Raw genomic sequence first — 24022 nt, 5'->3', positions numbered from 1 at the left:
ACCGCATCTGACCCGGCCTCTGACCTGGGAAAGCCCTACTCGCTCTTTGCTCTAGCGGCACGCCCATCGGGCAGTACGGCGCTGGAGCGCGATCACCCGAGCGGGAGGCGGTGCCATGGGCGGCGGCGAGGACGACCCGCGCGCGGGGCTGGAGGGCGAGAAGGCCAAGCACCTGGAGGCGAAGCTCACCGACAAGCGCTACCGGGAGGAGCTCCGCCGCATGCACCGGCTCGGCCTGCCCCCGGCCGACTCCATCGAGGACAAGGAGCTCGCCTCCACCTTCCAGCGGGGCGAGCTTCCGCACTTCTCCGGCATCAACACGTTCCTGAAGGCGCCGTATCTGGAGGACGTCAACCGCGTCGGCGAACACGAGGTCGCCGTCGTCGGCGCGCCGCTCGACACCGGCGCGACGTACCGTCCGGGGCCCCGGTTCGGGCCCGAGGCGATGCGGCGCATCTCCTCCCTCTACTCGCCCTACTACTTCGAGAAGGGCATCGATCTCCGCGAACAGCTCGACATCGTGGACGTCGGCGACGTCTTCATCACCCCGGCGAACATCGAGAAGGCGTTCGACCAGATCACCAAGGGCGTCGAGCACCTCGTCGCGCACGGGACGTTCCCCGTGGTGCTCGGCGGCGACCACTCGATCGGCTTCCCCACGGCCAGGGGCGTGATGAACGCCTTCGGCAGGAAGATCGGCGTCCTGCACTTCGACCGGCACCTGGACACCCAGAGGCGCGACCTGGACGAGCGGATGCACACCACGCCCTGGTACTGGGCCGCGCACGAGCACCACTTCGACCTCGGGAACCTCGTCCAGATCGGGATCGGCGGCTGGCAGGTCCCGCGGCCCGGCGTCGGCCCCGCCCGCGACGGCGGCTCCCTCGTCATGACCGCCGAGGACGTCGAGCGGCTCGGCGTGGAGAGGGCCGCCGACCTCGCCCTTGAGGTCGCCTGGGGCGGCGGCGCCGAGGGCGTGTACCTGTCGTTCGACATCGACGCCGTCGACCCCGGCTTCGCGCCGGGGACGGGCTGGCCGGAGCCCGGCGGCCTCTACCCGCGCGAGGTGCTGAAACTCGTCCGCCGGTTCGCCGCCGAGGGGCTCCTCGGCATGGAGGTCGTCGAGGTGTCGCCGCCCTACGACCAGTCGGACGTGACGAGCCTCCTCGGCGTCCGGCTGATCTGCGAGGTGCTGGCGTCGTCGGTCGCGTCGGGCAGGCTCGGCCGGGACCGCGACGGCACCCCGCAGACCCCCCGCGCCCGCGAGATCGAGGAGCGCCGGAACGCGGCACCGGACAGCGACGCCTGACGCCCGGCGCCGTCGTCCCTGCACACGGCTGTGCGCGCCGACGGGGCCGGCGAGGGACTCCAGGGTCGCTACTGCGGCCGGTCGGCGTAGGGGGCGAGGCTTCGGATGTCGTCGTGGCCGGAGAGGTCCATGAGCATCGCCGCCGTCCAGCCGTCCTCGCCCAGGTGGGTGAGTCGTGAGTGGCGGAGTTGGTGGAGCGTGCAGCCGCGCCCGTCCGGGTCGAGGTCGCGCGTCGCCCGCTTGAACAGGTACGCGGCCCGCTCGTAGGAGAGCCGGGCGCGGCCCGTCACCGGGCACAGGTCGGCGGGGTCCGGCATGCGGGCGGGCGCGGGCCGCCGCGCGGTGAGGAACAGCGGCCCGCACGGACGGCCCGCCGCCAGCTCGGCCAGCCGGCGGGTGGTGGCGGGCTGCCAGCGCACCCAGCGGAGCACGCCGTCCTTGGTGGCGCGGGCGCGGTTCGCGGCCAGGTCGAGGTCGGTGACGTCGAGCGAGAGGACCCGGTCGGCGCCCGCCGCCGACTCGTACAGCACCCGCCAGAGCGTCCGGTCGCGCGGCGGGACGTCGGGCCGCTCCAGCAGCGCGGCGACGTGCCGCCGGTCGAGGACGCGGGCCCGGCCGCGCGGCTCGGGCCGCCGCGCGATCCCGGCGGCCGGGTCACCGAGGTCCCAGCCGCGCCGCGCCGCCCAGGTCGTGAACGAGCGCAGCGCGGCGCGGTGCCGGTTCCAGGTCCGGGCGGCGGCGCCGCCCCACGCGGCGTGGAACGCGGCGGCGACGCGGTCGGCGGTCATCCGGCGGAGCGGCGCGCCGTCGCCGAACTCGCGGCGCAGCCACCGCATCGTCTGCGCATAGGTCCGCAGGGTGTCGGGGTCGAGGTCGCGGCGGCGCAGGAACCGCTCCGCCGCCGCCTCCACCGAGACGCCGGCCGCCACCGAGACGCCCGCGGGCGTGCTCGTCTCCGCCGTCGGGCACACCGCTCCACCTCCGGGTCGTGACGAAAAGGGACCTCGCCGATAAAGCCCGCACGGGCGGCCGAGGTCACCGTCGTGAAAGCGTGCCCGGCCCCTCACCGGAGGAAACCTCGGACACCGGGAAATGGCTGCGACGACACATCGCGACCCCGTCTCCGGACATTTTGCGGCGGCTTACGACAGGGAATTGAATATTCCCTGTCACATCATCCCGGAGCCGGACCGGCCGGAACTGCCATGGCCATTACTTTACCGTCCCCTGGTTCTCCACAATGGAATCCGCTGCGTACCGTGAGGACCGGCTGAAAAGCCCGGCGCAATTCGCGGAGCACGCAATAACGCATGAAATAACCGCGCCTGCGCCCGCGCGGACGATCACCTGGAGACGCACAAAGGCGCTCTGTCGCCGCGCTCACGAGAAAGGCGAACTGATGGCCACCTACAGTCTGACCGTCGTCAACGACTCCGAGCTGGCGAAGGGCAGCCCGGCGTTCTCGGTCGTGGCGGAACTGCCCGAGGCGAGGGCCGGCGGCGCCCTCAGCACCGCGTGGCTCACCCAGGTGATCCACCCGGGCAACCGGTACACCTTCACCTGGGACGTCACCTGGGGTTTCGCGTGGTCGGCGAGCGGCATCGCCAAGGACTACCAGTGGCGCGCGAACGGCGGCATCCCCGCCGACCCGACCTCGTCGTCCCTGTGCGCCGCCACCTTCGACTACACCAACGGCGACTTCGAGCTCTCGTACGCGACCCACACGCCCGCGCCGAACCACGACCAGCTCTACATCGAGAGCACGCGGGCGGTCCCGAAGCCGAGCGTCCAGCCGAGCTCGCTCGGCATCACCCTGAACGGGCTGCCCGCCTGCGTCGTCGACGCGGGCCCGAACCTGCAGTACATCGCGACCCTGCACCCCACCTACTACATCGTCGCCGGGAGCCTCAAGCAGAGCCAGATGGTCGACGTGGCCACGCTCACGCAGACCGAGGTCCTGTCGTACGCGACGGGCGTCGCCGACCTGACCGCCGTCCTGGACGACGAGAACAACTGGCACGTCTCGCGCAGCACCGAGGCCGATCTCGCCGCGGTGATGCGGCCGTGACCGCCTTCGGCGGGCGCTAACCAGCACTGACCAGCACTGACCGGCACTGACCGGGCGGCGTCCCCGCGCGCCCGCGCGGGGACGCACGCTCCCCCGGCACGAGCACAGCCTGAAAAGGAGAAACGCGATGGTGCAGTTGTTGCAAGGCAGGCCGCACACCCTCGACCGGACGAACCGGGCCGTCCGGCGGCAGATCAACGACCAGGCCGCGGACATCGAGTTCGCGGACCTGTGGCGGGACGGCGGAAACGTGATCCCGCCGACCGGACGCAATCCCGTCCGCATAGACAACCAGGGGACCGGCTTCGACGTCGTCGACAACGTCGGCACGAATTATGGGCGCGGACGGCAACTGGCCGCCAAGGGCGGAAACGCGACCTACGCGGTGGTGTGCGTCGCGGACAGCCTGAATTCCGACGACCGGGACGACGATCCGCGCCGGCGGGCCGACTCGGTGACCGCCGCCGTGCAGAACGCATTGAGGCTGAGCGCGAGCAGCGATCCCGGTTGCGTCTACATCATCGTCCCGTAGGCCGGGATCCCACATATTTGAGAAAGGCGTTGAATCATGAGCAATAACAGTTCGGGCGGCCGGGGGTTCATCCCCCCGCCGGAAGGCATGCGCACGGATTTCGCGGCCGAGGATCCCAGGGTGTACTTCCAGCCGCCGCCGGGGGCCGCGTCCGGGGCCGCCGCCGTCTCCGGGGCCGTCCTGGACGTCCGCGACGAGATCGGCGCGGCCATCCGGAGCGGCGTCCAGGACCGGGCCGCGTCCTGGAACGCGCTGCCCGGCGGGACCGGGGACGCCGGGAACGTGCAGGGCGTGGCGATCGGGCTGGGCGACCCGCACGACGGCGGGACGCCCGGCGAGCCGATCCTCACCGTGTACGTCGCGGAGCCGGCGTCGGCCGACCGGGTGCGGACGGCGGTCGTGGACGGCATGGGCGTCCGCGCCGCCGCCGACGTGCCGATGCGCGTCGTCGCGGGCGGGGTCGTGGACGCGCTGTCCAACCGGGCGCTCGTCCGTCCGGCGCCGGGCGGGTTCTCGGCCGCGCACCCCGCCGTCCTGGACGGCACCCTCGGCTGCCTCGCCACCGGCAGGGAGCAGCCGCGCGACGACATGCTCCTCGCCCTCGGCAACAACCACGTGTTCGCCGACTCGAACCGCGCCGCGGGCGGGGACTGCGTCTGCCAGCCCGCGCCCGCCGACGGCGGGACGTGCCCGGCCGACCAGATCGCCGCCCTGGAGAGCTTCGTGCCGATCGACTTCGCGGGCGGCACGAACCTCGTGGACTGCGCCACGGCCTGGTGCTGGCCCGACCGGGTGACGCCCGAGCTCGGCGTCCAGACCGCCGAGGGGGTCCGGCGGTTCCGCATCGGCTCGGAGATCGAGACGCCCGCGCTCGGCATGATCGTGGGCAAGACGGGCCGGACGACACAGCTCACCCGGGGCATCGTCACGGGCGTGCGCTGGTCGGGCGTGATCGACTACGGGACCGCCGGGCAGGCGTTCTTCGCCGATCAGGTGGTCGTCGAGCCACTCGGGGACGGCCCGTTCGGCGCCGGCGGCGACTCCGGCTCCTGCGTCTGGACGTGGCAGGACAGGGAGCCCGTCGGCCTGCTGTTCGCCGGTACGCCGGCCTTCTCGCTGGCGAACCCGATGAGCCTGGTCGCCTACGCGCTGGACATCGACCTCTTCACCTGAGCACGGCGGCGGGCAGAAAAAAATTCATCGCGGCGGCGGCCCACCGCAGGCCGCCGCCGCCACCCCTAAGGCCCCCAGTCCACCTGGAAAAGCAATCTGCCCGATGCATTTGGCGCGCTCTAAAAGGACATTTCTCCGCCACAATGGGACACCTTTGTTGAATGTCTCGTTGAAGATTGAATTATTCGCTCGTCAACCCTTTGCATACCCAGTTTGGGTCTGTGCTCGGAGCCCTTTCTTTTTGCTCGAACGCGTGGTTATCCTGACGCCGTCAGTTAGTCAGGGACCGGGAATACCCCCGGAACCCGCAGTCCTGGAAAGGTGAATATGCATACCAAGGCAATGGCAGTGGTGGTCGCCGCCGGAATGTCCCTGTCGACGTTCGCCGTCGCCGTCCCCTCCGCCTCCGCCGCGCCGGCGGCCCCGGCCCGGCACTCCGGCCCCGTCTGCGACCCGCACAACGTCGCCAAGATCGTCACGAAGAAGAAGTTCAAGAAGGTCAACGAGACCGACGTCCTCTACAACCGCACGCGCGACACCATCACGCGCAAGGTCCACTTCGAGCGGACGACCAAGTTGAAGTACTCGGTCTCGGGCGGGATCGAGGCGTCCTTCAACGCCTTCGTCTTCGGCGAGGTCAAGGCGAAGGTGAACGCCGGGCTCGACAAGGAGTCCACGGTCAAGAAGGGGTACGCGGACACCGTCAAGATCCGCAAGGGCTACAAGATGACCGCGTCCCAGGGCTGGGAGATGCAGCAGGCGAAAGGCTACGTCTACCACGTCTACAGCAATTGCCAGGACCGGACGGTGGGCTACTTCACGCTGAACGCCCCCTGGCACACGTTCGTGTCCTACTCCGCCACGAAGATCTGATCCCCGGAGAGTGAACCGGAAATGAATTCGGCCGACCTCCGGAGGGGGAGATCGGCCGAATTCGGCATGCCCTTTTTTCTATTCGGCGCTCGCGACGGTCAGGGAGCGGAGCCGGAAGGCGGCGAGGAACGTCCCGACGACGGTGACGGCCACCAGCAGCGTGATCGCCACCGGCAGGCTCACCGTCGACTCGACCGGCGAGGCGCTCGTCAGCTTGTCGGTGACCGACATCGCCCATTGCTGAATGGACGCCTGCTTGGCGCCCGGCGCGAAACTGCCGAGCAGCGACTCCCACACGAGCGCGTAGAGCAGGCCGATCGTGACGGCGTTGCGGCTCATGACCGCGAGCGCCACGAACACCGCGCTGTAGGCGACGCCGCCGACCAGGACGCCGATCGTGAACGCGGGCGTCAGCCCCGCCGTGGTGCCGGTCAGGACGAACGCCGCGAGCAGCGTCGGGACGACCGCGAACGCCGTCACCAGCACGATCGCGACCGCCAGCTTGGTCAGCACGACCACCTGGCGCGGGATCGGCTTCGTCAGCACGTACATGATCTGGCCGTCGTCGATCTCCGGCCCGATCACCCCGGTCCCGGCGATCAGCGCGAGCAGCGGCAGCAGCGCCGCGAGCGCGACCTTCTGGAGGACCTCCGTGGACACGTCCAGGTCGTCGTTCCCGGTCGCGCGCAGCACGACGGCCAGGACGAGCATCACGAGCGGCAGCCCGAGCAGCAGCAGCGCCCGCCTCCGCCCGAGCATCGCCCGGAACGTGATCATCGCAATCGTCGCATTCATCGCGCCACCAGGTAAGAAAAGACGCTTTCCAAGGACTCGTCCGCCGGGGAGACCTCCCACAGCCGGACGTCGGCGTCCCGCGACACGCGCGGGAGCAGCCAGGTGAAGCGCTGGAAGTCCACCGCCTCGATCTGCAGGCCCTTGTCGGTGAGCTGGACGCTGCGGGCCGACCCGTCCGCGATGATCGCGGCGGCGAGCGCGCGGTCGTCGGACGAGCGGACGAGGAAGATGTGCGGCCGGTCGGTCATCAGCCGCCGGATCTTGCGGAAGTCGCCGGACGCGGCGTGCCGGCCCGCGACGATCACCTCGATGTGGCTGGCGAGCCGCTCCACCTCCTCCAAGATGTGCGAGGAGAACAGGATGGTGCGGCCCTCGTCGGCCATCCGGCGGATGAGGTCCATGAGTTGGAGGCGCTGCCGCGGGTCCATGCCGTTGAACGGCTCGTCCAGCAGCAGGACGGGCGGGTCGTGCACCAGCGCGGACGCCATCTTGATCCGCTGCTTCATGCCCTTGGAGTAGTTCCCGATCGGGCGCCCGGCCGCGTAGTCCATCTCGACGAGCCCGATGGCGCGGCGCGCCGCGGCGGCCGGGTCGGGCAACTTGTGCAGCTTCGCCATCGCGACGATGAACTGCTCGCCGGTGAGGAAGTCGTAGGCCGCCTCCCGCTCCGGGACGAGCCCGAGCCGGCGGTACACGTCCGGGTTCTGCCAGATCGGCGTCCCGTCCAGGGTGACGGAGCCGGACGACGGCGCGAGGAACCCGCCCATCATGTGGATGAGCGTCGACTTGCCCGCGCCGTTCGGCCCGAGCAGCCCGGTGACGCCGGGCCCGACCCGCATCGACACGCCGTTGACGGCGACGACGTTCCCGTACCAGCGGGACACCTTGTCGAGGATCAACTCACTCTTTCCACCCGTGGGGGGACGACCCCCCACACCCCCCGGTTCGCTTCGCTCATTCATGAGAGGCCCGCCTTCCGGAACCTGCGGTACAGCACCGCGACCGAGCCGACGACGATGACCGCGCACTCCGCCAGCGCGACCACGCCGCCGGCGACGCCGGGCGCGATGCCGGGCGAGGACGACCGCGCGCCGAGCAGGCGCACCTGGACGATGTCCACCAGGTTGAACGGCGTCCCGAGCCCGATCCAGCCCTGGAGGGTGAAGTTCGTGTTCGCCTCCGCGATGCCCTGCACGGCGCCGACGAAGGCGGTGCTCAGCATGAAGACCGCGATGACGGCGGCGACGCCGAACCCGCGCCGGGGCGTGAACGCCGCGACCACCATCCCGATCGCCGAGAGGACGAGCGCGTACAAAACGCAGCCGACGAGCGCGCCGAGGTACCGGAGCAGCTGCTCGCCGGAGTCGGGCGCCTTCGCGACGAGCCCGCCGACGTACAGGACGGTGACCGGCACGGCCATCAGCGCGAACAGCGCGGTCGCGAGCGCGGCGGCCTTCGCGAGGACGAAGTCGAGATGCCCCACCGGACGCGAGAAGTACAGCGGGATCACGTGGAACCGGATCTCCCGCGAGGCCAGCACCGGCGCCTGCGTCGCCAGGAAGATCGCCACGATGACCTGCATGATGTTCGCGTAGGAGGCGTAGCGGATCAGCGCGTCCTCCTGGTCGGTGACCGCGAACGCCGCGACCGACCCGATCGCGGGCAGCAGCATCAGCGCCGCCACCAGGAACGGCATGATCTTGGCGCGGGCGGGCCTGCCGAGGCCGAACGCGGCGCGCAGGTTGTGCACGTACAGGGACCGCAGCACGTAGGCGCGGCCGCTCCGCCGCCCCTCGTAGTGCCGGTACCCGATGTCATGGATCGTGCTGATGCTCATCGGGACGCCTCCTGCGGGACGACTCCGGTCGCGGGCGGCCCACCGGGCGGCTCGGGGCCGGTCTGGAAGACCTCCTCGATGTGGTGGCGGCGCTGCTCCATCCGGATCAGCCGCAGCCCGAGGTCGGCGACGCCGTCCCGGATCAGGTCGTAGGTGTTCTCACCGGCGATGTCGACGACGAGGAACCGGCCCTCCGGGTGGACGGCGACGCCTTTGTCGTAGAGGTGCTGGCCGAGGGTGTCGCGTCCCTCGTCCACCTCGACGGTGAGGACGCCGCTCGCGGTCGTGTACGCCTCGACGGCCTGCGAGCGCAGCAGCTTGCCGCCGTCGATGATGACGACGTGGTCGCAGACCCGCTCCAGCTCGCCCAGCAGGTGGGACGTGACGAGGACGCTGATCCCGAACTCGGCGCCGATGCGCCGGATCAGGTCGAGCATCTCGTCGCGTCCGGCCGGGTCGAGGCCGTTGGTGGGCTCGTCCAGGAAGACGAGCTTCGGGTCGTGGACGAGGGCCTGCGCGAGCTTCACCCGCTGGCGCATCCCGGTGGAGTAGCCCCCGATGGGACGGTAGCGCTCCTCGTACAGGCCGACGTGCCGGAGCGTGTCGGCGGCGCGTTCGCGGGCCGCGGTGGGCGGAAGCCCGCACATCCGGGCCATGTGGACGACGAACTCCGTCGCGGACACGTCCGGCGGCAGGCATTCGTACTCGGGCATGAACCCGACGGTCTCCCGGATCCGCAGGCCCTCGCGCGCGATGTCGAGGCCGAGGACGGTCGCGGTGCCGGAGGTCGGCGGCAGCAGCCCGAGGAGGATCTTGATGAGCGTCGACTTGCCGGCGCCGTTGGCGCCGACCAGTCCGACGACGCCCGGCTCGACGGCCACGGAGAGGTCGTCCAGGGCGGTCACCCGGGGGAACCTCATCGTCAGCCCCTGGGTGGCGATGATCGGCATGTTCCGAACCTAGTGGCCGGGACGGCGCGGCACGTCACCCTGAGGTGCCATCCGTCTCAGCCATTCGGCCATATCTCGGTCGACCTAAGTACGCCCGCGGAGGGTCGTCCGGCCATCGGCGCCCGCGATCCGCGGGCGCCCGCCGCGCCGCAGGATGATCGCCCACACCGCCCGCTGGACGAGCAGCGTCGCCGTCCCGGCGATGACCATCCCGACGATGTTGACGCCGAGCTGGAGCGCCGAGCCGCGGATCTCGCTGCCGTGCCGCAGCGCGGCGGCCACCGCGAAGTTCCCGGCGGCGGGCACGGTGGTCACCGAGATGAACACCCCGACCAGCGCGGACGACTTGCCCGCGGTCAGCGACAGCACCCCGGCCGCCCCGGCGAGCAGCGCGACGATGAACGACCAGCGGTCCGGGCTGTAGATGAACGCGGTGAGCGGACGGTCCGTCGGGAGCCGGTCGAGCTCGATCACGCCCGTCCACCTGCTGACCAGCGCGCACACGTAGGTGATCAGGATGGCGACGGCGAACCCGACGGCGAGTGCCCGCAGCGCCTGGACGATGTGCCACGGCCGCCCCCGCACGATCCCGTAGCAGATCGCGGCGACGGCGCCGAACTCCGGCCCGAGCACCATCGCGCCGACCACCAGCACCGGCGAGTCGATCAGCGCGGCGATCCCGGCGAGCTGGGTGGCGAACGCCAGGAACGCGATGAACGAGAAGCTCAGCGCCGTCCCCTCGGCGACCTGGTTGTCGAGCTGCTCCCAGACGACGGCGTCGTCGCCGTACCCGGGGGCGCGTTCCATCGCCTCCTCGGCGGTCTCCGACAGCGACAGGTCGATCTTCTCCAGGGCGATCGAGCCGTCCCGGTCGACGCCGAGCGCGCGCAGGGCGTCCAGCACCTCGTTCACGGACTCGCGGGCGACGTCGCTGTTCACCAGGTCGCCCTGCGGGGACCGGGCGGCGCCGGGGAAGACGACGACGTTGGTCGCGCCCGCGCAGTCGCCGAGGGCCTTCAGGACGGTGTCGGTGCGGTCCGGCGGGACGATCGCTCTCAGGTGTAGCACGTCAGACATGGTGCCGCATCCGGCCACGTAAGCGATCACCAGCGGTGCGGTTGATCGCGTGGCGCGTCCCAAGTAGGTATATATCGTCATAAATTGCGGGCGGTGAGGGGATGCGGGTGGACGGGACGAAACGGACCCCTGGACGTGGACGCCTGGTCCCGGCGGCGGCGCTCGCCGTGGCGCTGGTCGCGCCGGCGGGCTGCGAAGGCGACGTCGGCCTCTCCGAGGCGAGCTCAACCCCCAGGCAACCGGGGTCCGGCGACGGCAGGCGGGCCCGCGCCGACCTTTCCGGGCTGAAGATCGCGTCCGAGGGCCGTAGCACCGGCTACGCCCGCGACGAGTTCGGGACGCGCTGGAAGGACACCGACCACAACGGCTGCGACCAGCGCAACGACGTCCTCGCCCGCGACCTCCAGGACGTGGAGAAGAAGGGCAAGTGCGTGGTGCTCGCGGGCGTCCTGCACGACCCCTACAGCGGAAAGACGATCACCTTCGAGAAGAAGGACGCGGCCAAGGTGCAGATCGACCACGTCTACCCGCTCGCGCTCGCGTGGCGGATGGGCGCGTCCCGGTGGAGCGAGGACCAGCGCGAGCGGTTCGCCAACGACCACGCCAACCTGCTGGCCGTGTGGGGCGTCCCGAACCGGCAGAAGAGCGACTCGGGACCGGGCGAGTGGAAACCTCAGAAAGACTTCCAGTGCGCCTACGCCGTGAAGTACATCGCCGTCGCGAAGAAGTACTCGCTGCCGGTCACCGACCCCGACCACGACGCGCTCCAGACCTTCCTCGGCCGCTGCTGACGCCGCGCGTAGGCTCGTCGCATGACCAGCGAACACCCTGAGAACGTCGACGAGAACGCCGCTGAGAACCTCACCGAGGACGAGCTCTCCCGCGTCAGGACCGAACGCGGCGTCGGCGCGCGGGCGACGGGCGCCGAGGTCACGGGAGCGTCCGCGACCGGGCTGACGGTGCGGGGCGGCACCGGTCTCGGCTCGGTCGCCGTCGGGTGCATGGCGGTCGGCGCCCTGGCCCTCGGCGCGCTCGCGATCGGCAAGCTCGTCGTGAAGCGCGCCGTCGTCGGCCACCTCCAGGCGGGGACCGTGGAGATCAAGCACCTGAAGGTCGGCCGCCTGGAGATCGACGAGAGCTAGCCGAGAGCTAGCCGAGCACGGTCCGCACGACGCCCGCGAGGTGCTCGGCGACGGACCGCGCCTGCCCCTCCGACGCCGCCTCGACCATCACGCGGACCATAGGCTCGGTCCCGCTCGGCCGGATGAGGACGCGCCCGGTGTCGCCGAGGTCGGCCTCCGCCGCGGCCACCGCCGCCGCCAGCTCCGCCGACGTCTTGGCCCGCGCCTTGTCGACGTCCTTCACGTTGATGAGGATCTGCGGGAGGCGCGTCATCGACTTGGTCAGCTCGTCCAGCGAGCTGCCGCGCCGCACCATCGCGGCGAGCAGGTGCAGGCCCGTCAGAACGCCGTCGCCGGTCGTCGCGTGGTCCAGCATGATCACGTGACCGGACTGCTCGCCGCCGAACGCGAACCCGCCCTCCTTCATCGCCTCCAGCACGTACCGGTCGCCGACCGCGGTCTCCACCACGGTGATCCCGGCCTCGCGCATGGCGAGCTTGAACCCGAGGTTCGACATCACGGTCGCGACCACCGTGTCTGCCGCGAGCGCGCCCGCCTCGCGCAGTTCGAGCGCCAGGATCGCCATGATCTGGTCGCCGTCCACGACCTCGCCGGACGACGTCACGGCGAGGCACCGGTCGGCGTCGCCGTCGTTCGCGATGCCCGCGTCCGCGCCGTGCTCCTTGACGGCCTCCTGCAACGCCTCCAGGTGCGTGGACCCGCAGCCGGAGTTGATGTTCAGGCCGTCCGGCGCGGTCCCGATGGTGATCACCTCGGCCCCGGCGCGGCGCAGCGCCTCCGGCGCCACGTCGGACGACGCGCCGTTCGCGCAGTCGACCACGACGCGCAGGCCGGCCAGCGACACCGGGACGGTCGACAGCAGGTGCGCCACGTACTGCTCGACGGCGCCGTGCGCGTCCCTGACCCGTCCCACCCCGGCGCCGGTCGGCGGCTCCCACTCCTCGCCGAGCCTGGCCTCGATGCGGTCTTCCAGCTCGTCCGGCAGCTTGTGGCCGCTGCGGTCGAAGAACTTGATGCCGTTGTCGGGAGCGGGGTTGTGCGACGCCGACAGCATCACGCCGAGGTCGGCGTGCAGCTCGTGCGTCAGGTACGCGACGGCGGGCGTCGGCAGGACGCCGAGGCGCAGCACGTCCACCCCGGAGCTCGCGAGACCCGCGACGACGGCCGCCTCCAGGAACTCGCCGGACGCCCGCGGATCCCGTCCGACCACCGCCAGCGGCCGGTGCCCCCGGAACGCCCCCTGCTCGCCGAGCACCCGCGCCGCCGCGACGGACAGGTCCATGACGAGCGGTGCGGTCAGGTCGCGGTTGGCGAGCCCTCGCACGCCGTCGGTCCCGAACAGACGAGCCACAGTTCAACTCCCGGATTTCAACGACAACCGCGCGGACGAACCCCGCCCGCTCCGCCCGCACAAATCTAGTAGGAGCCGCACCCCACCGTGAGAACCAACCACCCTACGAAACCCCTCCCCTACACCCCACCAACCGAACACCCCCACCCGGACAAAGTCCCACCCGCGACAAAGACGCCCCACCCCACTTGGACGTGCAACACCTACGCCTCTTAGACGGGACCCAAGCCGGAGACACGTGTTGGGCGGCCTTCGGCGCCCCAGCGCCGAAGGCCGCCCAACACGCCGAACGGCGGGGTTCCAGGGGTCGCCCCCTGGGAAAACACGGCCCCGCCGTTCGTGACGGGGGTTCCAGGGGGTCGCCCCCCTGGGTAAACACAGCCCCCCTGGGAATTACCTCTTGCTGTACTGGGGCGCCTTGCGGGCCTTCTTGAGGCCGGCCTTCTTGCGCTCGGGGACGCGGGCGTCGCGCGTCAGGAATCCGGCCTTCTTCAGGGCCGGGCGGTGCTCGATGTTCGCGAACTGGAGGGCCCGGGAGATGCCGAGGCGCAGCGCGCCCGCCTGCCCGGTGGTGCCGCCGCCGCCGACGCGGGCGAGGACGTCGAACTGGCCCTCGAGGCCGAGCAGCACGAACGGCTCGTTCACGATCTGCTGGTGGACCTTGTTCGGGAAGTACTGGTCCAGGGTGCGGCCGTTGATCTTCCACTTGCCGCTGCCGGGGACGATGCGGACCCGCGCGATGGCCTGCTTGCGGCGGCCGGTGCCGGCGGCCGGGCCGGTGGCGACCGGCTGGCCGAGGTAGCTCTCGCCGGCGGCCTCGGGGGTCTCGGTGCTGTACTCGGACGGGGCGTCCTCGTACGAGTCGAGCTCTGCGCCCGTCTCGGTGATGTCGTCCACGGTTCTCCTCGGTTTTCTAGCCAGGGCGGCGGACCCGTGAGGACGGGCGCCCCGGCGGCCACTTTTTCAAGGGTGCGCCCGGAGGCGCGGGGCTCACTTCTGGATCTGGCTGATCTGGGTGATCTCGAACGGGACCGGCTTCTGCGCCTGGTGCGGGTGGTCGGGCCCGGCGTAGACCTTCACCTTGCCGAACATCTTCCGGCCGAGGGAGTTCTTGGGCAGCATGCCCTTGATCGCCTTCTCGACGGCCCGCTCGGGGTGCTTCGCCATGAGGTCGGCGTACTTGACCGACCGGAGGCCGCCCGGGTAGCCGGAGTGCCGGTACGCCTTCTTCTGCTCCAGCTTGTTGCCGGACAGCGACACCTTGTCGGCGTTCACGATGACGACGAAGTCACCGGTGTCGAGGTGCGGAGCGTAGATCGGCTTGTGCTTGCCCCGGAGCAGCTGCGCGACCTGACTGGCGAGACGGCCCAGCACGACATCGGTCGCGTCGATGACGTACCACTGACGCTGGACGTCGGCGGGCTTAGGGGTGTACGTGCGCACGGTCGTCAGCCTTCGTTTCTCGTCGACTTTCAGCGGTTTCGATCCTCGCCCGGCCCAGCGGACGGGCGCCATCAGCGGAATTCCTGCTCGCGCCGATCAGAGGATCGTCCGATCCGGCGCTCCGGGAGCCGGGGCCCGGACCGGCGGCCACGCCGGCAGACGCGGACACCACGGGGAAACACCGGCACGTCGTCGCGTCGTCTCCCGCCCGCCGGACGGCGCGCGTCGACGCACACAACAAACACGCAGGATACTCGCCCGCGCGCCCGAGGGTCAAAACGGGACGGCGAGTCGTCCCGCACGCGCCTCCCGCGCGACGGCCCCCGTCCTGGAAAGGGAACGGTCAGCGCCCTCCAGACTACCCGTCGTAGTTGTTCAACACTTTTCAGACGATCTTTCATAACAGGGGGTGTATGCCGGGATATGGTGCCGGGCGACCGGTCCACGCCGGCTCAGGCCGGCCCGCACCCGGGAGCCCCCGCTGTCCACTCCCCGCAGACCAGGTGACCCCGCCGGACGCCGCCCGCCCGCCTACCCCGGGCCGCGCGACGCCGCGTCCCGGCCCGCCGCCGCCCGCCGCGCCTCACTCCCCCAGGACATGCTCGTCGCCAGAGGGCCGCGCCGCACCGCGTCCCAGCACGTCGCGTCCCATGGCGGCACGCCTCGTCCGGGCCGTTCCGCCCCGCCGCCGGGCGGCGGCCCCCGGCCGGGCAGGCGCGGACGCGAGCGGTCCCGTGGCAGGCGCGTCACCGCGATCGTGGTGGCCGTCACCGCGTCCGGGCTCGCCGTGAGCACGGGCGTCCTGCTCGACCGGGCCGTCCTGCCAGGGCTGAGGTCGGAGCGGACGGGCGCGTCCGGGCCCGGTTCGGGACCGTCCGCGCTGGTCTCGCCCGGCCCGCAGAGCGACGAGACCACCACCACCGGCGCGGAGACGGGCACGGGCGCGCCGGGCGGCGGGACGAAGCCCGGCAGCACCCCCGCCCCCGCCTCGCAGGAGCAGGCGCCCCCGCTGAAGCCGATGCGCGCGCCGGGCTCGGCCGTGAAGCCGTCGAAGCCGGACGCGCCGTCCACCCCGGACAAGCCGCCCGCCGACACCGGCACCCCCGGCGGCGGGACGACGGGACCGTCCGGCCCGGAGACCGCCGTGGTCGCGCTCACCAACGCCGAGCGCGCCAAGGCCAAGTGCAGGCCGCTGCGCGTGGACGAGCGGCTCGCCACCGCCGCCCGCAAGCACTCCGCCGACATGGCCGCCAACGACTACTTCGACCACACGTCCCGCAACGGCGACAGCCCGTGGCAGCGGATGGAGGACGCCGGGTACCCGAGCCCCGGCGCGGAGAACATCGCCAAGGGCTACCCGACGGCCCAGGCCGTCATGGAAGGCTGGATGAACAGCCCGGGCCACCGCGCCAACATCCTGAACTGCGACCTGCGGGCCATCGGCGTCGGGCGGGCGTCCGGCTCCGGCGGCCTCGTGTGGACGCAGGACTTCGGCTGGAAGTGATCGTCGCGCTCCGGGCGGTGACCTTCGGCGAACCACGCGCGCCCGGTTCGCCCCCATGTCATGGTGGGTGTCTCGAAGGTCCAGAGCCCTGAACGAGGAACGGTAAGGTCCAAGCCATGGGTTATCCGGGCGATCAAGGCAAGCCCGGCGACCGGCCTCCGGGCCGGCCGCCGCACGCGCCGTACGGACCCGGAGCCGAAGCGCCGCCGTACGGCACCGACAACGACGACCCCTTCCCGCCCCGCGGTGAGGCCGCGTCCGGCTACCGCGACGAGTCCTCCTTCGCGCCCCGCGACGAGGGGCCCGGCGGGCAGCAGCAGTACGGCGGTGAGCCGTTCGCCGGTCCGGCCGCTCAGACCTCGTCGTGGACGGACGAGACCCCCGCGTGGTCCGAGCAGCCGTCCGCCTCCCCCTGGGCCGAGCAGCAGGCAGGCTCCGCCTGGTCCGACCAGAAAACCGACTCCGGTTGGTCCGACCCGAAGACCGAATCCGGCTGGTCTGACCAGAAGACCGAGTCCGGCTGGTCCGGTCAGGAGGGCGACTCCGGCTGGTCCAACCAGCACCCCGGCGGCGGTTGGTCCGACCAGCCGGTGGCCGGGAGCGCGCACGGCCAGGGGGACGACCCCTTCGGCTCCCCCGACCCCTACGGCGGCTTCGAGCCGCCGCCGTCCGGCCCGCTCCCGGAGTCGTCCGGATCGGGGTCCGGCGGGACGGGCCGCCGCAGAACGCCCCTGATCATCGGCGGCGCGGCGGTCGCCGGGCTGCTCCTCATCGGCGGCGGCGTCGCGCTGTCGTCCGTCCTGAAGGACGACTCCAAGCCGAAGAAGCCGACGCCCTCCACGGCGGCGGCGCAGCCGCAGGCCACGCCGAGCCCGACGCAGCCCGTCCTCGCGCCGGTGAAGCTGCGGAGCCGCACCACCGACCCGAAGCCGCTGACCCTCAAGGAGGTCTTCGGCAACGGCAAGTTCAAGGTCGGCAAGTACCAGTACGTGCGGACGGCCGCGAACGCCCAGAAGGGCTGCACCGCGATCGCGGGCGGCGCGGCGCTCGACAAGGCCCTCAAGGGCGGCTCCTGCACGCAGGTGCTCCGGGCCACGTACGCGCTGAGCAACGGCTCGCTGATCGGCACGGTCGGCGTGTTCAACCTGGAGACCGAGGCCGCGGCCAAGAAGGCCGTCAAGGCCGCCGCCGCCAAGGACGCCTTCCTGCTGGCGCTGCCCGGCAAGGGCGTCTCCAAGACCAACGGCAAGGGCGAGGCGCTCGGCACCTCCGAGGCCCGCGGCCACTACCTGATCATGACCTGGGTACAGCGGCCGGACGGCAAGCGCATCGCCGCCAAGTACCATGCCGCCGTCCGCGTCTTCGGCACCCAGATGGTGAAGGGCAGCAACCTCGCGCTCGCCCTGCACTACAGGGAAACCGAAGGCAAACCCCTCCAAAAGTAACCGGCTTGAATACTCTCTCTGCCTATGTCTGCACCTAGAGACACACGGGACACCGCCGAGCCCGCGGGGACGCCCACCGTCCCCGCCGCCCCGGCGGAGTCCGCGGCGCCCGCCTCCCTCAGGCCGCCCGCGTTCGGCCTGGAGGCTCCCTGGTGGGCCGCCGAGTCCGCGGCGGACACCGTCCCGCTCACCGGCGCCCCCGCGACCCCGCCCGCCCCGCGTCCCGCCCCCGACGACGCGACCGCCGAGCCCGCGCCCGCCGACGACGCGCCCGCCGACGACGCGCCCGCAACGGACGCAACCGGCGAGGACGCGACCGGCACCGCCGCAGGCAGCACGGACGCGCCCGGTACGGACGCGACCGCGACGGACGCGGGCAGCGCGGATGCGGGCAGCGACGGCGTTCAGGCCGCCGCGGAGACGCCGAGCGCCCCCGGAACCGCCGGACCCGCCGCGCCGCCGCCCGGGACGCTCGTCGCCGGGCTCGGCGTGCCCAGCGTCGACTCGCGCCGCGCCGTGCCCGCCCTGCCGCTCGTGAAGCCGCCGCCCGCGTTCGGCGAGACCGACCCGGACGGCTTCCCGGCCGTCCGCCCGCAGGACGACGCCACGGACGACGTCCTCGCGGACGAGCCCGCCCCAGCGCCCCCGGAAAGTTCGGAAACCCGGGTGGCCCAGGCCGAGCCCTCCCCGGCGGAGGCTCCCGGCGTCGAGGAGACGGCCGTCGACGACACCGCCGTGGACGAGTCCGCCTTCGAGAAGGCCCGGCGCGCGGAGGACGAGTCGTCCGCCTCGCTGGCGCCCGTCCTGGTGCCGGACGCGATCCTGCCGCCCGGCGTCGTCCCGCCCACCGGCAGCGGCCCGTTCCCCACCGGCGGGGAGCCCGCGGCGGTCACCGCCGAGCAGCACACCGTGATCACGCCCGTCTACCACGCCGAGGGCGGCGTCCCGATCGACACGCCGCCGCCCCCGGGCGCCCCGCCGCGCCGGACGCCGCGCGGCGGCGACGGCGGCAACAAGAGCCGCATCGTGCTGATCGGCGGCGGCGCGGCGCTCATCCTCGCCGCGGCCGTCGGCCTCTTCGCGATCGGCGCCGACTCCGGCGGTGGAAAGAACGGTAAAACCTCCGGGTCGCCCGCCACGCAGGCGGCCCCGGCGGTGACGCCGTCGTCCGCCACCCGGGCGCCCGTGGACATCAGCGACGAGAAGACCGACACCCAGGACCTCACCTTCCGCGACGTGTTCCCCACACAGGTGATCCAGCTCGGCGGGCGCACCTACTCCCGCGAGCGCTGGTCCCTCAACCGGGACGTGTCGTACGCGGCGCGCGGCTCGATGCTGCGCGCCCTCCTCCAGGAGCAGTGCCGCAAGATCGTCCGCGCGACGTACATCGACAAGGGCAGGGCGCTCGCCGTCACGTCCGGGATCGCGGTGCTGCCGACGAAGGACGCCGCGCTCCGCATCAGCAAGGCCGGAAGCCCCGCGAAGTACGAGTGGTTCCGCGGCATGGGCGGCAAGCACGCCCCCGACCTGGACCGAGCGGGCGGCTACGCGGCCGCCACGGTACGCGGACGCTACGTCGCCTATGCCTACGTGCAGTGGGCGGACGGCAAGCAGGCCAAGCCCGGCGACCCCGTGATCAAGGAAGCGGCCCAGCAGTTCCTGGACTACGACCTACGCCCCATCCTCGCCCGCGCAGGCGGCTGACCCACCCCGGTCCCTGCCGCCTCGCCCGCGACCTGCGTCGCCGCTGATCAGGAGGCGCCGCGCCAGGCGGCGTTCTCCGGGGTCTCGCCCAGCTCCTCGGGTTCCGCTCGCGCGGCGGCTTCGGCGGCGGCCTGGACGGCGGCGGCGGCGTTCAGGGTCCGGACGCGGCGGGTCTCCTGGGCGCGCTTGGCGAGGCTGTCGTCGTCCGGGTAGCGGATCTCCTCCAGCGACAGGCCGTGCGCGGGCGCGACGTTCACCCCCGAGTCGCGGACGCGGGCGGCGAGCACCTCGGCGGGCCACTCGATGTCGCGGCGGCCGTCCCCGACCATCAGCAGCGCGCCGACCAGCGCGCGCACCATCGAATGGCAGAAGGCGTCCGCCTGCACGGTCGCGAAGGCCAGGTACGGGTCGCGGTCGTCGCGCGTCCACTCGTAGCGCAGCAGCTCCCGGATGGTCGTCGCGCCCTCCCGCTTCCGGCAGTACGCGGCGAAGTCGTTCTCCCCGACCAGGAGGCGCGCGGCGGCGTTCATCCGGTCCAGGTTCAGCGGACGCGGGTGCCACAGCACGTCGTGCCGCCGCAGCGGCTCAACGCCGAACGGGTTGTCGCACACGCGGTACACGTAGCGGCGGGACAGCGCCGAGAACCGCGCGTCGAACCCCTCCGGCGCGACCGACACCCGCCACACCCGGACGTCCGGGGGCAGCAGCCCGGCGAGGCGGCGCGGCATCGTCCCGTTGATCGCCGAGTAGGCCGCGACGGGCACCACGAGGTGCGCGACCTGGCCCTGCGCGTGGACGCCCGCGTCCGTCCGGCCGGCGACGGTGAGCATGGGCGGCGGGTCCAGGCGGAGCATGCGGGCCAGGGCGTCCTCGATGACGCCCTGGACGGTCCGCTGGTTCGGCTGTCTCGCCCAGCCCGCGAAGTCGGACCCGTCATAGGAGATGTCGAGCCGCAGTCGTACCAGTGCGGTCATGTCAGCCGAGCTGTCCTTCTGCACGGTGGCCGTTCCGTTCTCCTCTGAGCGCTCGCTCCGCTACTGGCATGACCATGCGATCAAGTGTGGCAAAGATGCGGGCCCGCCGTCCCGGAGGGGAGCGGCGGGCCCGTTCATCATGTCGGCCGAAACCGTAAATGCGATTGCCAAGTCCTACTTGGCGTCGCCGTCCTCGGACTCGGCGGCCGTGTCGGTCGCCGAGTCGGTCGCCGTGTCCTCGGCCTTGGTCTCCTCGGCCTCGGTCTCGGTCTCCGCCTTGGCGGGAGCCTCGTCCTCGGTCGCCTTGGCCGGGGCGGCCTTGGCGGTCGAGACGGCCGGCATCTCCTCCTGGACCAGCTCGATGACCGCCATCGGGGCGTTGTCGCCCTTGCGCGGCCCGAGCTTCGTGATCCGGGTGTAGCCGCCCGGACGGTTCTCGAAGCGCGGCGCGATCTCGGTGAAGAGCCCGTGCACGACGGACTTGTCGCGGATCGTCCGGGCGACCAGGCGACGGTTGTGCAGGTCGCCCTTCTTGGCCTTGGTGATCAGCTTCTCCGCCAGCGGACGCACCCGCCGGGCCTTGGCCTCGGTGGTGGTGATGCGGCCGTGCTCGAACAGCGCCGTCGCCAGGTTCGCCAGGATGAGGCGCTGGTGGGCGGGGCTGCCGCCGAGGCGGGGGCCCTTGGTGGGCTTGGGCATTGCGGTTCCTTCCTGCACCGGCCGTACCAGGTACCGGTGTCAGCTGGTCCGCGGACGGCCGGGGAACGCGTCCCCGGCCGCCGCGGATCGGGTTTCTAGTACTGCTCGGTCTCGGCGTAGCTCTGGTCGTCGTCGCTGTAGTTGTCGGCCGCCGCGCTCGGGTCGAACCCGGGCGGGGAGTCCTTCAGCGACAGGCCCATGTCGTTGAGCTTCTGCTTGACCTCTTCGATCGACTTGGCGCCGAAATTCCTTATATCGAGAAGGTCCTGCTCGGAGCGGGCGACGAGCTCGCCCACCGAGTGGATGCCCTCGCGCTTCAGGCAGTTGTAGGAGCGGACCGTGAGGTTCAGCTCCTCGATCGGCAGGGCCAGGTCCGCGGCGAGCGCGGCGTCCGTCGGGGACGGGCCCATGTCGATGCCCTCGGCCTCGACGTTCAGCTCCCGGGCCAGCCCGAACAGCTCGACGAGGGTCTTGCCGGCGGACGCGACCGCGTCGCGCGGCAGCATCGCCTGCTTGGTCTCCACGTCCAGGATCAGGCGGTCGAAGTCGGTGCGCTGCTCGACTCGGGTCGCCTCGACCTTGTAGGTCACCTTGAGCACGGGCGAGTAGATGGAGTCGATCGGGATCCGGCCGATCTCCTGGCCGGGCTGCTTGTTCTGCGCGGCCGAGACGTAGCCGCGGCCGCGCTCGACCGTCAGCTCCATCTCCAGCTTGGCCTTGTTGTTCAGGGTGGCGATGTGCAGGTCGGGGTTGTGGACCTCGACGCCCGCGGGCGGCGCGATGTCGGCCGCGGTCACCTCGCCCGGGCCCTGCTTGCGCAGGTACATGACGACCGGCTCGTCGTGCTCGGACGAGACGACGAGCTCCTTGAGGTTCAGGATGATGTCGGTGACGTCCTCCTTCACCCCCGGAACGGTGGAGAACTCGTGGAGGACGCCCTCGATCCGGATGCTGGTGACGGCCGCACCGGGAATCGAGGAGAGCAGGGTACGACGCAGCGAGTTGCCGATCGTGTAGCCGAAGCCCGGCTCCAGCGGCTCGATGGTGAACCGCGACCGGTACTCGTCGACCTGCTCTTCGGTGAGAGTCGGACGCTGAGCGATGAGCATTGTGGTACCTACTTCCCGCGGTGCCCGCTATTTGACTACCGCGTTCGTGAGTGTTCCCCGTCCCGCCGGAATCCCACGCGAGGACCCCGGCGGGGCGCGTGAGCCTTGATGAGTAATTTTCGTCCCAGGACGTGCCGTGCAGTTCAGCTCTGGCGCGCAGGACGAAAATCACTCACTTCGAGTAAAGCTCGACGATCAGCTGCTCCTGGACGGGAGCGTCGATCTGCTGCCGGACGGGCAGCGAGTGCACGAAGATCCGCATCTTGTCGCCGTCCACGCCGAGCCACGCCGGGACCGGACGGTCGCCGACCTCGGCCTTGGCGACCTGGAACGGCGTCATCTCCAGCGACTTCGGCTTGACGTCGACGATGTCGGACTCGCCGACGAGCGCCGACGGGATGTTGACCTTCTTGCCGTTGACCCGGATGTGGCCGTGCCGGATGAGCTGGCGGGCCATGTCGCGGGACTTGGCGAAGCCGCCCCGGTAGACGACGTTGTCGAGCCGCCGCTCCAGGAGGGCGAGCAGGTTGTCGCCCGTCTTGCCCTGCTGGCGGTTCGCCTCGACGTAGTAGTTGTGGAACTGCCGCTCCAGCACGCCGTAGATGCGCCGCGCCTTCTGCTTCTCGCGAAGCTGCAGCAGGTACTCGGTCTCCTTCGGCCGACCGCGTCCGTGCTCACCCGGCGGGTAGGGACGGATCTCGATCGGGCACTTCGGGCCCTCGCACTTGCTGCCCTTGAGGAACAGCTTCATCTTCTCGCGGCGGCAGAGCTTGCAGTCCGCACCGGTGTAACGAGCCATTTGTCTAGATCTCCCCTGCCTCAGACCCGACGACGCTTGGGCGGGCGGCAGCCGTTGTGCGGAACGGGCGTGACGTCCTGGATCGAGCCCACCTCAAGGCCGGTCGCCTGCAGCGAACGGATGGCGGTCTCGCGGCCCGAGCCCGGGCCCTTCACGAAGACGTCGACCTTGCGCATGCCGTGCTCCATCGCGCGCCGGGCGGCGGCCTCGGCGGCCTGCTGCGCGGCGAACGGGGTGGACTTGCGCGAGCCCTTGAAGCCGACGTGGCCGGACGAGGCCCAGGAGATCACGTTGCCGTTGGGGTCGGTGATCGAGACGATCGTGTTGTTGAACGTGCTCTTGATGTGGGCGTGCCCGTGAGCGACGTTCTTCTTTTCCTTGCGGCGCACCTTCTTCGCGCCTACACGGCTCTTAGGAGGCATCTGCTCTCACTTTCGAGGTCATCGATCCGGAGGACCGAACTCGGCTTGGTGCCGGGGGTCCGGCGGACTACTTCTTGCCGGCCTTCTTCTTGCCGGCGACGGTCTTCTTCTTGCCCTTGCGGGTGCGCGCGTTGGTCTGCGTGCGCTGGCCGTGCACGGGAAGCCCGCGCCGGTGCCGGATGCCCTGGTAGCACCCGATCTCGATCTTGCGGCGGATGTCCGCCTGGACCTCGCGGCGAAGATCACCCTCGATCTTGTAGTTCGCCTCGATCCAGTCGCGGAGCTTCACGAGCTCGTCGTCGCCGAGCTGGTGGACCCGCAGGTCGCCGCTGATGCTGGTGCCCGCGAGGGTCTCCAGCGCCCGCGTCCGGCCGATGCCGAAGATGTAGGTGAGAGCGACCTCCAGGCGCTTTTCGCGCGGGAGGTCGACGCCGAGGAGGCGTGCCATGTGGGCAGTTCCCTTCATTCTGCGGAGGTATGGACGCACCGCGTCCGCACACACCCTGCCCGGGTGGCGGCCCCGGCCTCGCGCGGTCCGGGGGTGGGCCCTCACACGGCTGTGCCGTACGAACCGTCCCAGGCTCGTACGGCTACCCGCGTGAAGACTGCGATGCGCTTTTCTGTGTCGCCGCGCCCGGGCTCAGCCCTGGCGCTGCTTGTGGCGCGGGTCGGTGCAGATGACCATGACCCGGCCGTGCCGCCGGATGATCCGGCAGTTCTTGCAGATCTTCTTGACGCTCGGCTTGACCTTCACTGGGTCTCCTAATGCTCAGGGTCACCCCCGCGCCGCCACGCACGGGGAAGGCAACCCCAGTG

At 71.3% G+C, this 24022-nt stretch carries 26 protein-coding genes; 10 read left to right on the top strand and 16 right to left on the bottom strand.

Features of this window, described 5'->3' with window-relative positions; genetic code table 11:
• Window positions 1–115 precede the first annotated feature (115 nt).
• The gene (locus FXF68_RS26275) at window positions 116–1309 is read left to right on the top strand and encodes an agmatinase family protein (protein ID WP_148763610.1); all 1194 of its coding nucleotides are present in this window, start codon (window positions 116–118) and stop codon (window positions 1307–1309) included.
• A gap of 68 nt (window positions 1310–1377) precedes the next feature.
• On the opposite strand, the gene FXF68_RS26270 is transcribed toward FXF68_RS26275, so the two are convergent.
• Complete coding sequence (locus FXF68_RS26270; RefSeq protein ID WP_187438119.1) at window positions 1378–2280, bottom strand: tyrosine-type recombinase/integrase; 903 nt, start codon at window positions 2278–2280, stop codon at window positions 1378–1380.
• Between the two features lie 428 nt (window positions 2281–2708).
• Between FXF68_RS26270 and FXF68_RS26265 the strand changes: the two genes are divergently transcribed.
• The 4 genes from FXF68_RS26265 (at window position 2709) to FXF68_RS26250 (ending at window position 5955) form a co-directional block, all read left to right on the top strand.
• Window positions 2709–3377, top strand: coding sequence for a hypothetical protein (locus tag FXF68_RS26265; RefSeq protein WP_148763606.1), 669 nt, complete (start codon window positions 2709–2711; stop codon window positions 3375–3377).
• 127 nt (window positions 3378–3504) lie between these two features.
• On the top strand, window positions 3505–3909 hold the full coding sequence (locus FXF68_RS26260; protein ID WP_148763604.1) for a hypothetical protein: 405 nt from the start codon (window positions 3505–3507) through the stop codon (window positions 3907–3909).
• Between the two features lie 87 nt (window positions 3910–3996).
• On the top strand, window positions 3997–5082 hold the full coding sequence (locus FXF68_RS42575) for a hypothetical protein (RefSeq protein WP_187438118.1): 1086 nt from the start codon (window positions 3997–3999) through the stop codon (window positions 5080–5082).
• Window positions 5083–5409: 327 nt separating this feature from the next.
• A complete protein-coding gene (locus FXF68_RS26250) occupies window positions 5410–5955 on the top strand; it encodes a hypothetical protein (protein WP_148763602.1) in 546 nt (181 codons plus the stop codon).
• Between the two features lie 78 nt (window positions 5956–6033).
• On the opposite strand, the gene FXF68_RS26245 is transcribed toward FXF68_RS26250, so the two are convergent.
• The 5 genes from FXF68_RS26245 to FXF68_RS26225 all read right to left on the bottom strand — a co-directional run bounded on the left by FXF68_RS26245 (window position 6034) and on the right by FXF68_RS26225 (window position 10614).
• Window positions 6034–6750 (bottom strand): ABC transporter permease, encoded by a 717-nt coding sequence (locus tag FXF68_RS26245; protein ID WP_148763600.1) that lies wholly within the window; start codon window positions 6748–6750, stop codon window positions 6034–6036.
• Window positions 6747–7712, bottom strand: a complete 966-nt coding sequence (locus tag FXF68_RS26240; RefSeq protein WP_148763598.1) for an ABC transporter ATP-binding protein — start codon at window positions 7710–7712, stop codon at window positions 6747–6749. Before FXF68_RS26240 ends, FXF68_RS26245 begins: the two co-directional genes overlap by 4 nt.
• Window positions 7709–8587, bottom strand: a complete 879-nt coding sequence (locus FXF68_RS26235) for an ABC transporter permease (RefSeq protein ID WP_148763596.1) — start codon at window positions 8585–8587, stop codon at window positions 7709–7711. Before FXF68_RS26235 ends, FXF68_RS26240 begins: the two co-directional genes overlap by 4 nt.
• The gene (locus tag FXF68_RS26230) at window positions 8584–9537 is read right to left on the bottom strand and encodes an ABC transporter ATP-binding protein (RefSeq protein WP_148763594.1); all 954 of its coding nucleotides are present in this window, start codon (window positions 9535–9537) and stop codon (window positions 8584–8586) included. The genes FXF68_RS26235 and FXF68_RS26230 overlap by 4 nt, the downstream gene beginning before the upstream one ends.
• Window positions 9538–9621: 84 nt before the next feature.
• On the bottom strand, window positions 9622–10614 hold the full coding sequence (locus FXF68_RS26225; RefSeq protein ID WP_246178935.1) for a DUF389 domain-containing protein: 993 nt from the start codon (window positions 10612–10614) through the stop codon (window positions 9622–9624).
• Window positions 10615–10721: 107 nt separating this feature from the next.
• Between FXF68_RS26225 and FXF68_RS26220 the strand changes: the two genes are divergently transcribed.
• Both FXF68_RS26220 and FXF68_RS26215 read left to right on the top strand, forming a co-directional pair.
• The gene (locus FXF68_RS26220) at window positions 10722–11405 is read left to right on the top strand and encodes an HNH endonuclease family protein (RefSeq protein WP_148763590.1); all 684 of its coding nucleotides are present in this window, start codon (window positions 10722–10724) and stop codon (window positions 11403–11405) included.
• A gap of 21 nt (window positions 11406–11426) precedes the next feature.
• A complete protein-coding gene (locus FXF68_RS26215; RefSeq protein WP_148763588.1) occupies window positions 11427–11756 on the top strand; it encodes a hypothetical protein in 330 nt (109 codons plus the stop codon).
• 7 nt (window positions 11757–11763) lie between these two features.
• Here FXF68_RS26215 and glmM read toward each other — a convergent pair whose 3' ends face one another.
• The 3 genes from glmM to rplM all read right to left on the bottom strand — a co-directional run bounded on the left by glmM (window position 11764) and on the right by rplM (window position 14550).
• Window positions 11764–13107: a phosphoglucosamine mutase gene (gene glmM / locus FXF68_RS26210; protein ID WP_148763586.1), complete on the bottom strand. Its 1344-nt coding sequence runs from the start codon at window positions 13105–13107 to the stop codon at window positions 11764–11766.
• 393 nt (window positions 13108–13500) lie between these two features.
• Window positions 13501–14004, bottom strand: a complete 504-nt coding sequence (rpsI, locus tag FXF68_RS26205; RefSeq protein WP_148763584.1) for a 30S ribosomal protein S9 — start codon at window positions 14002–14004, stop codon at window positions 13501–13503.
• 93 nt (window positions 14005–14097) lie between these two features.
• A complete protein-coding gene (gene rplM, locus FXF68_RS26200; RefSeq protein WP_067889167.1) occupies window positions 14098–14550 on the bottom strand; it encodes a 50S ribosomal protein L13 in 453 nt (150 codons plus the stop codon).
• Between the two features lie 598 nt (window positions 14551–15148).
• Between rplM and FXF68_RS26195 the strand changes: the two genes are divergently transcribed.
• From FXF68_RS26195 to FXF68_RS26185, 3 genes are all read left to right on the top strand, one after another.
• On the top strand, window positions 15149–16054 hold the full coding sequence (locus FXF68_RS26195; RefSeq protein WP_148763582.1) for a CAP domain-containing protein: 906 nt from the start codon (window positions 15149–15151) through the stop codon (window positions 16052–16054).
• A gap of 116 nt (window positions 16055–16170) precedes the next feature.
• Window positions 16171–17499: a hypothetical protein gene (locus FXF68_RS26190; RefSeq protein WP_148763580.1), complete on the top strand. Its 1329-nt coding sequence runs from the start codon at window positions 16171–16173 to the stop codon at window positions 17497–17499.
• Between the two features lie 24 nt (window positions 17500–17523).
• The gene (locus tag FXF68_RS26185) at window positions 17524–19203 is read left to right on the top strand and encodes a hypothetical protein (RefSeq protein WP_148763578.1); all 1680 of its coding nucleotides are present in this window, start codon (window positions 17524–17526) and stop codon (window positions 19201–19203) included.
• Window positions 19204–19250: 47 nt separating this feature from the next.
• Here the strand turns inward: FXF68_RS26185 and truA are convergent, their stop codons facing one another.
• The 7 genes from truA to rpmJ all read right to left on the bottom strand — a co-directional run bounded on the left by truA (window position 19251) and on the right by rpmJ (window position 23960).
• Window positions 19251–20177, bottom strand: coding sequence for a tRNA pseudouridine(38-40) synthase TruA (gene truA, locus FXF68_RS26180; RefSeq protein WP_187438116.1), 927 nt, complete (start codon window positions 20175–20177; stop codon window positions 19251–19253).
• Window positions 20178–20351: 174 nt separating this feature from the next.
• Window positions 20352–20876 carry a 50S ribosomal protein L17 gene (gene rplQ / locus FXF68_RS26175; protein WP_148763576.1) on the bottom strand — a complete coding sequence of 175 codons (525 nt, stop codon included), beginning with the start codon at window positions 20874–20876 and terminating at the stop codon, window positions 20352–20354.
• A 95-nt stretch (window positions 20877–20971) separates the two neighbouring features.
• On the bottom strand, window positions 20972–21985 hold the full coding sequence (locus FXF68_RS26170) for a DNA-directed RNA polymerase subunit alpha (RefSeq protein WP_089324443.1): 1014 nt from the start codon (window positions 21983–21985) through the stop codon (window positions 20972–20974).
• Between the two features lie 172 nt (window positions 21986–22157).
• Window positions 22158–22784, bottom strand: coding sequence for a 30S ribosomal protein S4 (gene rpsD, locus FXF68_RS26165; RefSeq protein WP_148763574.1), 627 nt, complete (start codon window positions 22782–22784; stop codon window positions 22158–22160).
• Window positions 22785–22804: 20 nt separating this feature from the next.
• Entirely contained in the window at window positions 22805–23206 is a 402-nt protein-coding gene (gene rpsK, locus FXF68_RS26160) for a 30S ribosomal protein S11 (protein ID WP_021596710.1), read from the bottom strand.
• 67 nt (window positions 23207–23273) lie between these two features.
• Window positions 23274–23654 carry a 30S ribosomal protein S13 gene (rpsM, locus tag FXF68_RS26155; RefSeq protein ID WP_067889188.1) on the bottom strand — a complete coding sequence of 127 codons (381 nt, stop codon included), beginning with the start codon at window positions 23652–23654 and terminating at the stop codon, window positions 23274–23276.
• A 192-nt stretch (window positions 23655–23846) separates the two neighbouring features.
• Window positions 23847–23960, bottom strand: a complete 114-nt coding sequence (rpmJ, locus tag FXF68_RS26150) for a 50S ribosomal protein L36 (protein WP_019632585.1) — start codon at window positions 23958–23960, stop codon at window positions 23847–23849.
• Between the last annotated feature and the right edge of the window lie 62 nt (window positions 23961–24022).

Origin of the sequence: Actinomadura decatromicini (assembly GCF_008121305.1) — a bacterium.
In the GTDB taxonomy this organism is placed as follows: Bacteria; Actinomycetota; Actinomycetes; order Streptosporangiales; family Streptosporangiaceae; genus Spirillospora; species Spirillospora syzygii.
Note: the sequence above shows the minus strand (reverse complement) of the source record. Positions and strands in the feature narration are given on the sequence as shown.

Coding starts and splice junctions, on each gene's coding strand:
- FXF68_RS26250 (WP_148763602.1), top strand. CDS start 5,410: ATGCATACCAAGGCAATGGCAGTGGTGGTCGCCGCCGGAATGTCCCTG.
- FXF68_RS26245 (WP_148763600.1), bottom strand. CDS start 6,750: ATGAATGCGACGATTGCGATGATCACGTTCCGGGCGATGCTCGGGCGG.
- FXF68_RS26235 (WP_148763596.1), bottom strand. CDS start 8,587: ATGAGCATCAGCACGATCCATGACATCGGGTACCGGCACTACGAGGGG.
- FXF68_RS26185 (WP_148763578.1), top strand. CDS start 17,524: ATGTCTGCACCTAGAGACACACGGGACACCGCCGAGCCCGCGGGGACG.
- FXF68_RS26170 (WP_089324443.1), bottom strand. CDS start 21,985: ATGCTCATCGCTCAGCGTCCGACTCTCACCGAAGAGCAGGTCGACGAG.
- FXF68_RS42575 (WP_187438118.1), top strand. CDS start 3,997: ATGCGCACGGATTTCGCGGCCGAGGATCCCAGGGTGTACTTCCAGCCG.
- truA (WP_187438116.1), bottom strand. CDS start 20,177: ATGACCGCACTGGTACGACTGCGGCTCGACATCTCCTATGACGGGTCC.
- rpsM (WP_067889188.1), bottom strand. CDS start 23,654: ATGGCACGCCTCCTCGGCGTCGACCTCCCGCGCGAAAAGCGCCTGGAG.
- FXF68_RS26265 (WP_148763606.1), top strand. CDS start 2,709: ATGGCCACCTACAGTCTGACCGTCGTCAACGACTCCGAGCTGGCGAAG.
- FXF68_RS26260 (WP_148763604.1), top strand. CDS start 3,505: ATGGTGCAGTTGTTGCAAGGCAGGCCGCACACCCTCGACCGGACGAAC.
- FXF68_RS26225 (WP_246178935.1), bottom strand. CDS start 10,614: ATGTCTGACGTGCTACACCTGAGAGCGATCGTCCCGCCGGACCGCACC.
- rplQ (WP_148763576.1), bottom strand. CDS start 20,876: ATGCCCAAGCCCACCAAGGGCCCCCGCCTCGGCGGCAGCCCCGCCCAC.
- FXF68_RS26275 (WP_148763610.1), top strand. CDS start 116: ATGGGCGGCGGCGAGGACGACCCGCGCGCGGGGCTGGAGGGCGAGAAG.
- rpsD (WP_148763574.1), bottom strand. CDS start 22,784: ATGGCTCGTTACACCGGTGCGGACTGCAAGCTCTGCCGCCGCGAGAAG.
- FXF68_RS26215 (WP_148763588.1), top strand. CDS start 11,427: ATGACCAGCGAACACCCTGAGAACGTCGACGAGAACGCCGCTGAGAAC.
- FXF68_RS26240 (WP_148763598.1), bottom strand. CDS start 7,712: ATGAATGAGCGAAGCGAACCGGGGGGTGTGGGGGGTCGTCCCCCCACG.
- FXF68_RS26190 (WP_148763580.1), top strand. CDS start 16,171: ATGGGTTATCCGGGCGATCAAGGCAAGCCCGGCGACCGGCCTCCGGGC.
- FXF68_RS26195 (WP_148763582.1), top strand. CDS start 15,149: ATGCTCGTCGCCAGAGGGCCGCGCCGCACCGCGTCCCAGCACGTCGCG.
- rpsK (WP_021596710.1), bottom strand. CDS start 23,206: ATGCCTCCTAAGAGCCGTGTAGGCGCGAAGAAGGTGCGCCGCAAGGAA.
- FXF68_RS26230 (WP_148763594.1), bottom strand. CDS start 9,537: ATGCCGATCATCGCCACCCAGGGGCTGACGATGAGGTTCCCCCGGGTG.